The organism is Thalassobaculum sp. (assembly GCF_040219215.1).
Lineage (GTDB): Bacteria > Pseudomonadota > Alphaproteobacteria > Thalassobaculales > Thalassobaculaceae > Thalassobaculum_A.
The window spans coordinates 242,581-256,223 of the sequence record NZ_JAVJSX010000025.1; the positions used below are offsets into that span (position 1 = coordinate 242,581).

Annotated in this window: 13 protein-coding genes; 5 read left to right on the forward strand and 8 right to left on the reverse strand. The window is 66.8% G+C overall.

Features of this window, described 5'->3' with window-relative positions; translation table 11 throughout:
• The first annotated feature begins 96 nt into the window (after positions 1 to 96).
• On the forward strand, positions 97 to 1,155 hold the full coding sequence (locus tag RIC54_RS18995) for an alcohol dehydrogenase (protein WP_350096535.1): 1,059 nt from the start codon (positions 97 to 99) through the stop codon (positions 1,153 to 1,155).
• Positions 1,156 to 1,158: 3 nt separating this feature from the next.
• Here the strand turns inward: RIC54_RS18995 and RIC54_RS19000 are convergent, their stop codons facing one another.
• The 4 genes from RIC54_RS19000 to RIC54_RS19015 are packed head-to-tail and all read right to left on the reverse strand — an operon-like array spanning position 1,159 to position 7,847.
• A complete protein-coding gene (locus RIC54_RS19000) occupies positions 1,159 to 1,935 on the reverse strand; it encodes a MaoC family dehydratase (RefSeq protein WP_350096537.1) in 777 nt (258 codons plus the stop codon).
• A gap of 4 nt (positions 1,936 to 1,939) precedes the next feature.
• Positions 1,940 to 2,731 (reverse strand): SDR family NAD(P)-dependent oxidoreductase, encoded by a 792-nt coding sequence (locus tag RIC54_RS19005; RefSeq protein WP_350096539.1) that lies wholly within the window; start codon positions 2,729 to 2,731, stop codon positions 1,940 to 1,942.
• A 23-nt stretch (positions 2,732 to 2,754) separates the two neighbouring features.
• Positions 2,755 to 5,079 carry a molybdopterin-dependent oxidoreductase gene (locus tag RIC54_RS19010; protein WP_350096541.1) on the reverse strand — a complete coding sequence of 775 codons (2,325 nt, stop codon included), beginning with the start codon at positions 5,077 to 5,079 and terminating at the stop codon, positions 2,755 to 2,757.
• The gene (locus tag RIC54_RS19015) at positions 5,076 to 7,847 is read right to left on the reverse strand and encodes a 2-oxoglutarate dehydrogenase E1 component (RefSeq protein ID WP_350096543.1); all 2,772 of its coding nucleotides are present in this window, start codon (positions 7,845 to 7,847) and stop codon (positions 5,076 to 5,078) included. Before RIC54_RS19015 ends, RIC54_RS19010 begins: the two co-directional genes overlap by 4 nt.
• Before the next feature lie 137 nt (positions 7,848 to 7,984).
• Between RIC54_RS19015 and RIC54_RS19020 the strand changes: the two genes are divergently transcribed.
• The 3 genes from RIC54_RS19020 to RIC54_RS19030 are packed head-to-tail and all read left to right on the forward strand — an operon-like array spanning position 7,985 to position 9,610.
• Entirely contained in the window at positions 7,985 to 8,524 is a 540-nt protein-coding gene (locus tag RIC54_RS19020; RefSeq protein WP_350096545.1) for a thiamine pyrophosphate-binding protein, read from the forward strand.
• Positions 8,521 to 9,117, forward strand: a complete 597-nt coding sequence (locus tag RIC54_RS19025; RefSeq protein ID WP_350096547.1) for a thiamine pyrophosphate-dependent enzyme — start codon at positions 8,521 to 8,523, stop codon at positions 9,115 to 9,117. The genes RIC54_RS19020 and RIC54_RS19025 overlap by 4 nt, the downstream gene beginning before the upstream one ends.
• 28 nt (positions 9,118 to 9,145) lie before the next feature.
• Positions 9,146 to 9,610 carry a PAS domain-containing protein gene (locus RIC54_RS19030; protein ID WP_350096549.1) on the forward strand — a complete coding sequence of 155 codons (465 nt, stop codon included), beginning with the start codon at positions 9,146 to 9,148 and terminating at the stop codon, positions 9,608 to 9,610.
• Between the two features lie 7 nt (positions 9,611 to 9,617).
• Here the strand turns inward: RIC54_RS19030 and RIC54_RS19035 are convergent, their stop codons facing one another.
• From RIC54_RS19035 to RIC54_RS19050, 4 genes are all read right to left on the reverse strand, one after another.
• On the reverse strand, positions 9,618 to 10,979 hold the full coding sequence (locus tag RIC54_RS19035; protein WP_350096551.1) for an NAD(P)/FAD-dependent oxidoreductase: 1,362 nt from the start codon (positions 10,977 to 10,979) through the stop codon (positions 9,618 to 9,620).
• Positions 10,980 to 11,086: 107 nt separating this feature from the next.
• Positions 11,087 to 11,446: a hypothetical protein gene (locus RIC54_RS19040; protein ID WP_350096553.1), complete on the reverse strand. Its 360-nt coding sequence runs from the start codon at positions 11,444 to 11,446 to the stop codon at positions 11,087 to 11,089.
• A 94-nt stretch (positions 11,447 to 11,540) separates the two neighbouring features.
• The gene (locus RIC54_RS19045; protein ID WP_350096555.1) at positions 11,541 to 12,509 is read right to left on the reverse strand and encodes a DUF3179 domain-containing protein; all 969 of its coding nucleotides are present in this window, start codon (positions 12,507 to 12,509) and stop codon (positions 11,541 to 11,543) included.
• Positions 12,510 to 12,625: 116 nt separating this feature from the next.
• Positions 12,626 to 12,931 (reverse strand): hypothetical protein, encoded by a 306-nt coding sequence (locus tag RIC54_RS19050; RefSeq protein WP_350151319.1) that lies wholly within the window; start codon positions 12,929 to 12,931, stop codon positions 12,626 to 12,628.
• A 212-nt stretch (positions 12,932 to 13,143) separates the two neighbouring features.
• Between RIC54_RS19050 and RIC54_RS19055 the strand changes: the two genes are divergently transcribed.
• A complete protein-coding gene (locus tag RIC54_RS19055) occupies positions 13,144 to 13,566 on the forward strand; it encodes a hypothetical protein (protein WP_350096559.1) in 423 nt (140 codons plus the stop codon).
• Positions 13,567 to 13,643 lie beyond the last annotated feature (77 nt).

A 13,643-nucleotide genomic window follows, 5' to 3' on the forward strand; every position in this document is an offset into this window, starting at 1 on the left:
ACCTCTCGACAGGGCTCGCCCGGCTGGGCTTAAATCCGCGGCAACGATCCTCGCGCCGCCAACCGGCGACATCAGAAATCCAAGGGAGTACGACCGATGCGCAGCTATTCGCTGATGGAGCCCGGCAAGCCGTTCCAGGCAATCGACAAGCCGGATCCGGTGCCGACCGGCACCGAGGTGCTGCTGAAGGTCACCCGCGCCGGGGTCTGCCATTCCGACATCCACATCTCCGACGGCTATTTCGACCTCGGCGGCGGCAAGGTGCTGAACATCGTCGATCGCGGCCAGAAGTTCCCGATCACCCTGGGCCATGAAGTGCTCGGCGAGGTTGTCGCCGCCGGTCCGGACGCCAAGGACGCGCCGATCGGCAAGACCATGCTGGTGCACCCCTGGCTCGGTTGCGGCGAGTGCTCGGCCTGCAAGGCGGAGCAGGAGAACCACTGCCCGACCATGCGCTCGATCGGCGTCTTTCGCGACGGCGGCTACGCCACCCATTGCGTGGTACCGCACCCGAAGTACCTCGTGGATATCGGCAACGTCGACCCGAGCATTGCCACGCCCTACTCCTGTTCCGGCGTCACCGTTTACTCGGCCCTCAAGAAGGCGCTGCCGATCCGCGATGACGAATGGCTGGCGATCATGGGAGCCGGCGGGCTCGGCCTGTCGGCGGTCGCCATCGCCAAGGCGATGGGCGTGAAGAACATCATCTCGGTCGACATCGACGACTCCCACCTGACGGCCGCCAAGGACATGGGGGCCACCGCCACCCTGAATCCCAAGTCGACCGCGAACGCGGTCGCCGCGCTGCAGAAGCTCGCAGGCGGGGAACTGCGCGCCGTGGTCGACACGGTGGGCGGCGAGGCCACCGCCAATCTCGGCATTGCGGCCGTCCGCAAGGGCGGGCGCTACGTGATCGTGGGTTTGTATGGCGGGCAGATCAGCATCTCGCTTCCGACCATCCCGATGCGCGCGGTGTCGATCCTCGGCTCGTATGTCGGCTCGCTCGACGAGCTGAAGGAACTGATGGAACTGGTGAAGACCGGGACCGTCAAGCCGATCCCGATCTCGACCCGACCGGTCGAGACCGCCTACGACACCCTGCAGGACCTCAAGGCCGGCAAGATCGTCGGCCGGGTGGTGCTGACCAACGATTGAGGATCAGTTGACCGTCAGGTCTGCCGTGATCCGGCCGGTGGCGTTGGTTGTGACCAACCGGCACCACCGGCCGTCGGACCCTCTCTGGCCAAGCAGGCGCATGGTGTCGTCCCAGAACACCGGGCGCCGGAACCGGCAGCGAACCGCCAGTGGTGCCGCAGGACCAAGGGCGCCGACCATCCAGGTCATGGTCTGCAGGCCCTGGGCAAGCGGCGCCCGGTAGCCGAGGCTCTGCGCGAAACCCGGATCGAAGTGAATAAGGTTGCCGACCTCGCGCGAGAACGTCGTGACCCGATCCGGCGTCAATGTCTGCTCGGCAATCGGCTCCAAACCATCGAGATCGTCGGAATCTCTGGATCCAGCACGACTGTTGTCCGGTGCTGTCATGGCTGCGGGGTCCGGGAGCAAGCCGATATGGGTCATGCTCGCGGCCACCTCGCCATTCGCCTGGACCACCTCGAAGCGCTGGGTGACCATTCGCCCCTTGCGAACCGGCTCAACGCTCTCGGTGAGGCCGCGAAACCGGATCTCCTCGCCAAGCGCCGCGTGCGCCGTAACGGTCATGACCTGCTGGACATGGACGTAGCCGTTCGGCTGCTGGCGAACCAGCTTCATGCCGCGAAAGCCGTCGTTGCCCCACAGCGTCGGTTCGGCGATGCCGGCCCAGATTTCGGGGTCGGCGCCGGCAGCGCTCAGCCACCGCGCCTGATCATCCGCGGCTCGGGTGACGCGCCGCTCCGGAAAGACGAAACCGGCTTCCAGCGACGCATTCTCCCGCATGGCTTCAATCCTCGATGATGGCGGCGTCGTTCGGGCTGCCAAAGGCCGTGTAGCCGCCGTCCACGGTCACCACCGTGCCGGTGACGGTCCGGGCCAGCGGCGACGCCAGGAAGATCATGGCGTTCGCCACTTCTTCCGGCGGAAGCAGTTCGCCCAGCGGCGTGCGGCGGCGGATCACCTTGGGATCCAGCTTGCCTTGGGCGATCAGCCCCTCAATGAACGGCGTCAGGATGTAGCCCGGCGCGACCGCATTGACCCGGATCCCATCCTGCGCCCAGTCGCAGGCCAGCGCCTTGGTCAGGCCGATCACGCCGTGCTTGGCGGCGGTATAGGCGTTGCGGCGTGGTAGGGCGTGGGTGCCGGCGATGGAGGAGATGTTGAGGATCACCCCGTGATGGTGGCGCATCATCTCGACCGCGGCGCGCTTCGCCATCAGGAACGTGCCGGTCAAATGGACGTCGATCAGCCGCTGCCAGTGCGCGCCGGTCTGCTCGATCGTCGGCGTGAAGGTGTCCGGCAGACCGGCGCAGTTGATCAGCACGTCGAGCCGCCCGAACGCCTCGACCGTCGCATGGATCATCCGGTCGACCGCCGCCTCGTCCGAGACGTCGCCGCCGACCCCGCGATGGGTTGGCCCCAGTTCGGAAGCCCGGCTGGTCGCCGCTTCTTCCGTCAGATCGGCGATTGCCACCCGGGCGCCGCGCTGGGCGAAGGCACGGGCCGCCGCCCAGCCGATGCCGCTGGCCCCACCGGTTATCAGGACGGCCTGGCCGTGGAAATCGGTGTCGTCGCGCATGCTCAGGCTTCCAAAAGTCGGATTCAGCGTTCGATGATCTCGGGCGGCCGGTGGGCGGTGACCGCCGGGATGACACCGTCGACCCGCGCCACCTCCACCAGGCACGAATGCGCCGCCGGGCCCTGACCGAGGCGCGACGTGCCCCGATCACGGGTCAGGACGTTCGGGTTGCCGTGCTTCTCCAGTCCTTCGGTCTGGCCGGGGGTCTGCGGGTCGTACCAAGCGCCGGTCGACAGCTGGGCGATCCCCGGCATCACCGCGTCCGAGACGATCACCCCGGCAAGGCACGACCCGCGGTCGTTCCACACCCGCACCACGTCACCCGACTTGATACCGCGGGGCGCCGCGTCGTCGGGATGAATGGTCATCGGCTCGCGGTCTGCAATCTTCGAGCCCATGCTGACCGAGCCCGGATCAAGCTGGCTGTGCAGGCGGGTGCGCGGCTGGTTCGACATAAGGTGCAGCGGGTAGGTCTGCGCCAGCTTGCCGCCCAGCCACTCGTCCGGCTCGCGCCACACCGGGTGGCCGGGGCAGTCGTCGTAGCCGAAGCCGTCGATCGTCTCGGAGAAGATCTCGATCTTGCCGGACGGGGTCGGCAGGGGGTTCGCGTCGGGATCGGTGCGGAAGGCTTCCAGCAGGATGGTCGGCTTGTCGGCCTCCGGCAGCTCGAACGTCTCCTGCTCCCAGAACGTCTCAAAGTCGGGCAGTTCGAACCCGGCTTCGGCGGCGCGCTGGCGCGACTGGTCCCACAGATGGCGCAGCCAGTCCATCTCGTTGCGGCCTTCAGTGTAGCGTTCGGCGAAACCAAGGTTCCGCGCCAGTCCGCTGAAGATCTCGTAGTCCGGCCGGCTGTCGCCGACCCGCGGGATCGCCTGCTTCATCGCAACGCTGAGCGGTTCCCAATGGGTGATCGACAGGTCGTTGCGCTCCAGCGCGGTGGTCGAGGGGAACACGATGTCGGCGTGCCGGGCCATGCCGGTCCACCAGATCTCGTTGACGATGATCGTCTCCGGTCGGCGGAACGCCTCGACCAGCTTGTGCAGGTCCTGGTGGTGATGGAACGGGTTGCCACCGGCCCAGTAGACCATCCGGATGTCCGGGTAGGTCAGGTCCTTGCCGTCGAATTGGAACGGCTGGCCCGGGTTCAGCAGCATGTCCGAGATCCGTGCGACCGGGATCACATCCTTGACGTTGTTGATGCCCTGGGACACCGACGGCCAGTGGAAGAACTTGACGGGATTGCCGACACCGTTCTCCGAGCTGTAGCCGATCCCGAAGCCACCGCCCGGCGTGCCGATCTGGCCCAGCATGGCGGCCAGCACCACCGTCAGCCACACCGGCTGCTCGCCATACTCGGCGCGCTGCATCGACCAGGTGGCGTTGATCATGGTACGGCTGGACGCCATCCGACGCGTCAGGTCACGGATCGTATCGGCGGGAACCATGCTGATCTGCGCCGCCCACTCCGGGGTCTTCGGTTGGCCGTCGCTCTCGCCCATGACATAGGCGCGGAACCGTTCGAAGCCGACGGTGTACCGGTCCAGAAACGCATCGTCCTGAAGCTTCTCGGCGATCAGGGTATGGGCCATCGCCAGCATCACCGCGGCATCGGACCCCGGGCGGATCGGGATCCACTCGGCGCCGAGGTCCGGCGGCATGTCGATGCGGATCGGGCTCAGATAGACCAGCTCGCAGCCGTTGTCGGCGCAGGCCTTCAGGCCGTGATAGCAGGTGTGCTGGCCGACCCCGCCCGACGTCACCTGGGCGTTCTTGACCGGCATTCCGCCGAACGACACCAGCATCTCGCAATGCTCGGCCAGCACCGGCCAGGTGGTGTGGGTGTCCAGCAGCGGTTTGATCGGCCCGACCACATGCGGAAGGATCTGCTGGGCGGCTGCGTAGGAGTACGTCCCCTCATGCCGAACGTAACCGCCGATCTGGTTGAAGAAGCGGTGGATGTGCGAGTTGGCGTGGTGGAACCGTCCGGCACTGGCCCAGCCGTAGGACCCGGCATAGAATGCGGTGTTGCCGTGGGTCTCCTTGATCCGCTTGATCTCGGCCGCCGCCATCTCCAGCGCCTCGTCCCATGGCACCGCCACGAACGGCTCGCGCCCACGCCCGGTTCGGTCGCTGTGTTCGCGCTTGTCCAGCCAGCCCTTGCGGATCATCGGCCGGCCGATCCGGCTCTCGTGCGTGACCGCCTCGACGATGCCCGGCCCGATGATCGCCGGTGCGGGGTCCTTGGCATAGTCGTGCACGGCGATCAGCCGGTCGCCCTCCACCTCCGCGTAATAGGTGCCCCAATGGGTCGACGTCGGGATCAGGCGGCGGTTGATGGCGGTGCTCATGAAGCTCTCCTGCGGCGGGTCGCGACCGGCGCGAGTGCCGCGTCGAGAACCGCCGCGTGCTCGGCCTTGTGCCATGCGCCCCAACCAACCGCCGGCGACGGCGTTGCGGGACGCCCGCAATAGGTGGCACGGCTCTCCGACCCGCGCAAGGAAGCCAGATTCGGCTCCATGAAGCGCCAGGCTCCCATGTTCTCGGGTTCTTCCTGGGCCCATATCAGTTCCGCCCCGGGGTGCCTCGCGAGGACCGCGCGCAGCTCGGCTTCCGGGAATGGATACAGCTCCTCGACCCGGATCAATGCGATGTCGTCCACGCCCCGCTCGCGTCGCGCCGGCACCAGGTCAAAGAACAACTTTCCCGCCACCAGCACCACCCGGCGAGCGCCCGCCGGGCAGTCGGCGTCATCGATCACCGGGCGGAACGCGGTGCCTGGCCCGAACTCGTCGAACGACGAGACGGCTTCGGCGTGCCGCAGGCCGGATTTCGGGGTCAGCGCGACCAGCGGAATCCGGTAGGGCCGCAGCATCTGGCGCCGCAGGGCGTGAAACAGATTGGCCGGGGACGCGCACGCCAGCACCGACAGGTTGCCGCCGGCGGCCAGTTGCAGGAACCGCTCCGGCCGCGCCGAGGAGTGCTCCGGCCCGCCACCCTCCATGCCGTGCGGCAACAGCAGCACCAGACCGGACTGGCGCAGCCACTTGTCGTCGCCGGAAGCAATGAACTGGTCGATTACCGCCTGCGCACCGTTCACGAAATCGCCGAACTGCGCCTCCCAGGCGACCAGCATGTCGGGATCGGTGATGCTGAGACCGTATTCGAAAGCCAGGCAGGCCTCCTCGGTCAGCGGGCTGTCGGAAACGGTGAGCCTGGAGGGTGCCGATGCCAGCATCGCCAGCGGCGTGTGTTCCGCTCCACTCGTCTGGTCGAACACCACGGCGTGTCGCTGAGAGAAGGTGCCGCGCCGGCTGTCCTGCCCGGTCAGCCGAACGCCGTAGCCACCGTCCAGCAGGCTGGCGAACGCCAGTGCTTCGGCGGTGGCGAAGCCGATGCCGTCACCCTTTTCCAGGCTGTCGCTCCGCTCGCCCCATTGCCGGGCGATCTTGGCGTTCAGGTCGAAGCCGTCGGGCACCTGCACCGTCGCGGCACCGAGCCGCCGCAGCCGGTCGAGCGGCATCCCGGTCGGCTCCGCCGCGCCTTCGCCCCGCGGCTTCAGTCCGGACCAGCGATGGGTCAGCCGGTCGGCGGTGTTCGGCCGGTAGCCTTTGGCCGCATCATGCGCCTGGTCCAGTTCCGCCCAGTGCCGGTCCGCGATCGACTGCACGCCGTCCCGACCGATCACTCCCGCAGCCACACAGTCATCGGCGTAGGCGATCGGCGACGACGGCCGGGCAGCGATGTGCGTGTACCGGACCGGTTCGGTGAACATCGGCTCTTCGAGTTCGTTGTGGCCGCGCCGCCGATAGCCGACGACATCGACCACAATGTCGCGTCGGAACCGGGCGCGAAACGCCATGGCAATCCGGCCGGCCCGCACCACCTGGTCGACCGCATCGGCCTGCACGTGCAGGACCGGTGCGCCGATCGCCTTGGCCGCATCGCTGGGATGCCGCGAGGTGCGGCCGTGCTCGGGCTTCACCGTGAAGGCCAGCTGGTTGTTGGAGATCACGTGGACCGAACCTCCGACCGAGTAGGCCGGCAGAGCGGCCAGTTGCAGCATCTCACCCACCACGCCCTGGCCGGAGAACGCACCGTCGGTGTGCAGCAGCATCGGCAGCACCTGGCCTTCGGGATCCGCCTGCCCCTTCGCGCGCAACAGGTCCTGCTTGGCCCGCGCCTTGCCCAGGGCGACCGCCGCGACGATCTCCACATGGCTCGGGTTCGACGGCATGGTGATCCGCAGCGTGCGACCACCGATGCTGCGTTCCGTCGAGATTCCCAGGTGATAGGGCACGTCCGAGGACGCCGAGAGGCCTTTCGGCACCTGCGGCGTGCCCAGCAGTTCCGAGAACGCCGCGGTGAACGACTTGCCAACGATCCGGGTGATCAGGGTGAGCCGGCCGCGGTGCATCGGCGCCATCACCACGTCGCGCACACCCGCCGATGCCGCGTCGGCCAGCATGGCCTCCCACATCGGCGCCATCGCCTCCAGCCCCTCGAGGCCGAACCGCTTGTTGGTCGGGAAGCGCTTGTTCATGAACTGCTCGACCGACTCGGCTGCCAGCATGCCGTCCAGGCGGGTCAGCCTTTCTTCGTCCGACGGGAATGCGAAGCGATCGCCTTCGATCGCCGCCACCAGCCAGTCGCGAGCCTCGACATCCTCCAGATGCACCACTTCGGCGGTGAACGTCCCGCCCCAGGTCTGGCGCAACCGGTCCAGGATGGCGGCCGGGGTCGCCGCGGCAGCACCTAGCGGTGCGGCGACGGCAACCGGGGCACCCATATCGTCGGGGGTCAGCCCATGCGTCGATGGATCGAGCTCCGGATGTCCGACCGGCTGGCGCAGTCCGATCGGGTCCAGCGAGGCCGCGAGATGGCCGTGTGTCCGCCAGGCGGCGATAAGCCGCTCGGTGGCCACGCTGCGGCGGACCAGATCGGCATCCACGGGCCCGGGGTCGGCGCGCGGCCGCCTCACCCGATGCACGGTGGCGCGGCTGTCCGGCCACGCCGCGAACACCGGCCAAAGGCTCGGGTCGACGGACAGCGGGTCATCAAGGAAGCGGGCGTACAGGTCTTCGAGATAGGCGGCGTCGGCGGCCGGAGGGGTCAGCATTTGGGATCGGTCGGGCTGGTGGAAGCGCATGCCTGAACGGCGATACTACGCATATTGTATGCAATGCGTCTTTACAAACGGATACCCGCGAACCTAGCTTCGCCCGACCTTTTTATGCGGCACGGAGATCCCCTGGAATGGACGAGCATTGGAGCGTTGACGGTCACCGCCACTTCAAGGCGGCCGGCATCCGCCAGGTAGCCTACGTGCCGGACGCCGGGCTGACCAAGCTGATCGAGCGGTGCCGCGAGGACAACGAGATTGAGACCGTGATGTGCGCCACCGAGGAGGAAGGCATCGGCCTTGCCGCCGGAGCGTGGCTGGCCGGCCAGAAGGCGGCCGTGCTGATGCAGTCCAGCGGGGTCGGCAACACGATCAATGCCATCGCTTCGCTGATCACGTCGGCGCACTTCCCGCTGTTCACGATCGTCACCATGCGCGGCCAGTGGGGCGAGGGAAATCCCTGGCAGGTGCCGATGGGCCAGGCGGTGGCGCCGGTCCTGGAAGCCGTCGGCGTGAAGACCTTCCAGGCCGATACCGCCGCCGATGTGAGTCCGATGATCGAGGCAGGGTTGCGGATGGCCTACAGCACCGATCAGGCGATCGCCGTCCTGGTGTCGCAGCGGGTGATCGGCTCCAAGGTCTGGGTCGCGGGTTCGTCGGAGGGCAAGCAATGACCGATTTCATCCTGCGCCGCCGCGAGATCCTGAAGGCCGCCCTCGCCGATCGTGGCGATACGCTGTTCGTCACCGGCCTCGGCTCGGCTACTTGGGATCTCGCGTCCCTCGGTGACCGGCCGGAGAACTTCTATCTCTGGGGAGCCATGGGCAACGCCGCGATGATCGGCCTCGGCTTGGCGATTGCCCGGCCGGACCGCCGTGTCGTCGTGATCACCGGTGACGGCGAAATGCTGATGGGCCTGACCTCGCTGTCCACGATAGGCGCCCGCCGGCCGAAGAACCTGGCGATCTGCGTGCTCGACAACGAGCGCTACACCGAAACCGGCCGGCAACCGACCGCTACCGGCCTTGGAACCGACCTTGCCGCCGTAGCGGCGGCGTGCGGATTCCCGCAGACTGCGACCCTTCGTACCGAAGCCGACGCGGCCAGGCTCGGCGACCTGTTGCTGCGCAACGCTGGTCCGGTCATGGCCGTCGCCAAGGTGGTCGACGAGACGCTGCCGATGGCCGTTCCGCCGCGCGACGGAAGCTATCTAAAAACCCGGTTCCGGGCTAACCTGCTCGGCGAGAGATCCGCGACCTTGCCATAGGTCTTTGAGGGAGCCAAAAGGGGTCGGGGTGGACGAGCGAACGGATTGGCAATCGACAGTCCCGGCCAACGTCGATCCGAAGGTCCGCGCGCTATACGAGTACTGGGACGCCAAGCGAGGCGACGCTCCCTACCCCAGCCGGGCGGATCTCGATCCGCTGGAAATCCCGAAGCTGATCGAGCATCTGTCGCTAGTCGAAGTCCGGACAACCGATCCCCGGTTCGTCTACCGGCTTGTCGGCACCTCGGTAGCTCGCGCGCTCCGTCACGACCCGACCGGAAAGCCGGTTGGCGAGAACGCCCGGCCGAAGGAGCGTAACGCCGTCCTGGCACGCTACTCGTTCGTGGCGGACCATGGACGCCTGATCTACCACTCCTCCGTGCTTCAGGAGAAGACCAACGATTTCACCACGGTCCAGCGGCTGATGCTCCCGCTCGGTCCACCCTCCGGGCCACCAAACATGATCCTCAGCCTGGTGATCACGACAGACTGACCCAGGCTTATCCGTCCTTCAGGTCCCGCGCGTCGTGCCAGCGGCTCATGGGCAGCCACAGCGAGAAAGCCAGCGAAGCAAGGCCCGGGACCAGCACGGGATCGGGACGGGTCACCGGCACCGGCAGTCCTTCGTTCGACCCGCCGCTCAACCAGAACGCCAGCGCCCGGCCAAGCGCCGTGGTCATCGTCATACCGCGACCGTTGCACGCTATGGCCGACCAGGCGTTCGGCCCGAGTTCCATGAGCCGGGGCATGAAGTCCCGCGCCGCCGCCAGCCGGCCCTGCCACGCGTAGTCGACCCGCAGCTCCGGAAGCTGCGGCAGCAGCTTCTGCAGGCGACCGATGTGGTGGGTCCGCCCCCGCTCCGCCGAGCCCAGCGGATTGGCCAGCAACCCGCCGGTCACCAGCCGGTTGTCCCAGGTCCAACGGTAGGCGATCAGGTCCTTGCGGGTATCGGCCGAGCATCGGTCGTTCGGCAGTACCGACTTGCGCAATTCCGGGTCCAGCGGCTCGGTCGCGACCTGGAACAGCGTGATGGGAAACTGCGTGCCCTCCGCATCGGCCGCCAGCCCGCCACCGGTAGAATTGGTCGTCAGCAGGACCCGGTCGGCGATCAGCACCCCGTGTTCGGTCTCGATCCGCCAGACATCACCGACCCGTTCCAACCGCCGGGCCCGGCTGTCGCTGAACACCGTCGCGCCGTGGCGAACTGCGGCCGCGGCCAGTCCCCGGACATAGGCCAGCGGGTTGAGGTGCCCGCCGGTCGGATCGAGGAAGGCGCCGTGGTACTGGTTCGAGCCGGTCTCGTACACCGCCTCGTCGCGCGACAGGCGTTGGACCGGCCGCCCCAGCGCCTTCCACTGTTCGATGCGGTCATCCAGCCACGCCGCCTTCTTCGCGGTGTGGATCGGCTGCATCCAACCGGTCTGGCGAGCCTGACAGTCGATCCCGTGACGGCGGATCAACTCGAACACCAACTCGCCGCCCTCACCCAGCATGCGGCACAGCAGGTTGCCTCGCTCCTCGCCGAAATGCTCCCTCACCACCCGCGGGTCGAGCCCGGTCAGGAGATTCGGCACCGCGAACCCCGTGTTGCGACCAGACGCACCGAAACCGGCCTCGTCCGCCTCCAGTACGGTCACGTCATGGCCCGACTCCGCCAGATGCAGCGCCGTCGAGAATCCCAGATAGCCACCGCCGACCACCGCGAGCGGCGTGCGCACCTCGCCCTCCAGCCGTTCGGTCGCCGGCCCCGGCGGTGCCGAGGCATGCCAGAACGACGACTGAAAGCTGACGGATGGATGCGGAGCACCGGCCAGCCGCTCCCACAGGGTCGGACGGTAACCGGTATGCGCGGGTTGGGGCATCGGGTGAACTCAGGACGATTGCGGACGCCGGAGTGTAAAGCGACCGACGGTCGTTCGACAGCTTAAAGCCAAGCCGTCGGGCACCATTCTAGGCGTGCAATCCGAAACTAATCCGAGCCGCCCACCGAGGTCGCCGCCCGTGCCATCATCGCCGACGACGTCAGAGCGCTACTCCGTCGAATCAACGGCATAGGCATGGGTTCGGCGGTCGAGGTCCGCTGCTCCCAGTAGGCCCGCATGGTCTCGACCAAAGCCCTCTGGCTGTCGGCGAAGCGGCGTACCCCGTCCTGACGAGCCACCGCCGCCCTCAAGGCATCGCGTGCCATCGCGTCCTGACCGATCTCGGGGTGCTCGGCATTCAACTTGGCCAGCGCCTGCTGAGTCCGCTCAACCGCGTCCCGCTGGGCCGCGTAAATATCATCGAGCGCCTCCCACAGGAGGCGGTTGGTTTCGGACACCGTCACCATGACCTGTTCCTTAGGACCTGACCCGACTTTAGAGGCGGGCGGCGCCATTCGACAAGAAGCATTTTACCCAAATTGCTTGATAATGGCCGGTCGGTCAGTCGAGCGTTATCGAGACGCCCGGGTTGAAGGCCACAAACGCGAAGGCGAACTCGACCGAGTACGGAACATCCCCCCATACCCCGTCCCGGAGCTGGCGGACCACCACGTTGCCGACATCCCGGCCTTCCGCGATGTGCTTTGCATCCAACGCCGAGCTTTGCCCAGGGGTCCAGGTAATCCTGAGATCCCCGGTCTCAATGCGGCCGCGCGCCTCGACGAGCGACAGGCTCCATGCCCGTTCGCCAACCGCCAGCACCCGGGCCAACGGCGCAATTCCGTCCGGCATCGGGCCGTCGTACAGATACGGCGACGGCATGCTGTCGTACCCGGTGTAAGGGTTGCGGCCGTACGGCCGCACCGTGGCGTCGGACGGCACCAGGACCTGCCCAGCCGGGTAGCGCTCGGCAAACCGCTGCATCGACTCCAACCGCGCCGGCAGAGCCTGCAGGCGCATGCCGACCGACGACCCGACTATCGCCTCGCCTTCGTACTGCTGCCACCAGCTCTCGGTCTGGCGATCGTACATGACGAGGTCGGCATGGCGCAGAAGCCCGGTGGTTCCGAAATCGAACACGTGGGCGCCAACCTGCCGGCTATAGACAAGGGCGGCGTTGCACAACGGGCTGAACGTGACAACGATCGGCGTGCCGCCGACCCGATCGTTGACGATCTGGTGCCAGATCAGAACCCGAAGCGGATAGGCCCGCGCATCGTCGCCGATCGCGATCGACACCACCGGCTCGATGCCTGGCACCGCCGCCTGATCAACCGACGCAAACCGGGGCTGGTCGATCGGGGGAATGTCGTCCCGCGCCGGTCCGCCCGGCCGGATCGCATGGAGCGGCACGGCCGCACGGGAAAAATCAGTCACCGGCCAGTCGGCCATCCAATGGCGCTGCCCTGCGCCCGCCGGCTGGGCGAGCGATACCAGAAACAGGACCAGGAAGAGACGAACCGATTGCATGGGACGACATTGAAGCAGCCCGCCGGTCGCATGAACTCACGATCCGGTCAACGGCGGCCTTGTCGCATCACGCTCCCGCGATCTGCTGCCCAACGCCGTCAACGAACCCGATGCGCTCAGCCGGTCCCGAGCTTGGCGGAACGGCTGCGAATATCGCGCAAACGCGGATCCGGCGCCACCTCGGTGGCCGGGTCCTCGTAGTCGCCGAACTGATGGTACAACTCGGCCGACTCGATTGCCGTCGACTTGACCTTGAGCGTCTCGCGGGGATTGAGCATGCGGAACGCCTTGTCCGCCTGCCGGTAGTCGTGAGCGGCGAGTGTATGTGCCGCCTTCAGCACCGCAGCATGCACGAATCCGGTACCAACCGTCCGGTCGACTGCCTCGGCCAGGATCTGAAGCGCCTTTTTTTCCAATGCCACGTCGAACATCGCTGCGCCATCCGATGGAGGGTGCAAGCACCACTCTTGCCAACCTTAACCTAAGATCGGTGATTCGACCGACTTGTTCAAGCCCATTCATCGATTCTATATCAGAATGGATCAATCATCGGTTCTATACGAATCGAACTGAAAGCAGCATGAGCCGATAGGATGCCGTTGCCGACCGACCTGCCCGGCGGTACGATTCGCTCATGAGCACCCTCGGAATCCTCCTTGCACTCGGCGGCTTGGTTTGGCTTGCGGTCCGTCTGACGCGCCGTCAGATTGCCCTGAGCACACTCGCCGATTCCCTGCCGACAGACCGACGCGGCCTCGTCGCCGTCGACCAGTCCACCGGCAAGGTGCTTGATGCCAGCAATGAACTGGCAACGGTCGAAGCCAGTTGGCATCCGGTTCGGTTCCCGCAAGGCTGGGAGTCACGCAGCGCTGGATTCCCAAGCGAGCGGGCGTTCTTCGACCGAACCCTCGGCGGCCGGCGCGAGTGGTGTGAAAAGCGGTGCCGAGGCGCTTGGCGGGTGGAACGGCCTGACTCGGTAAATCCGACGTTCTGGTTCGCAGATCGGCGCGATGCCGCGGATTTCACGCTGCAGTGGTATCCGTTCAAGTGCACGTGACTCACCGGATCTACTGGGCCAAATAACGCACCACGTGCGCTTTTGTCTGGATATGCGCACACCGTGCGCGTAATCTG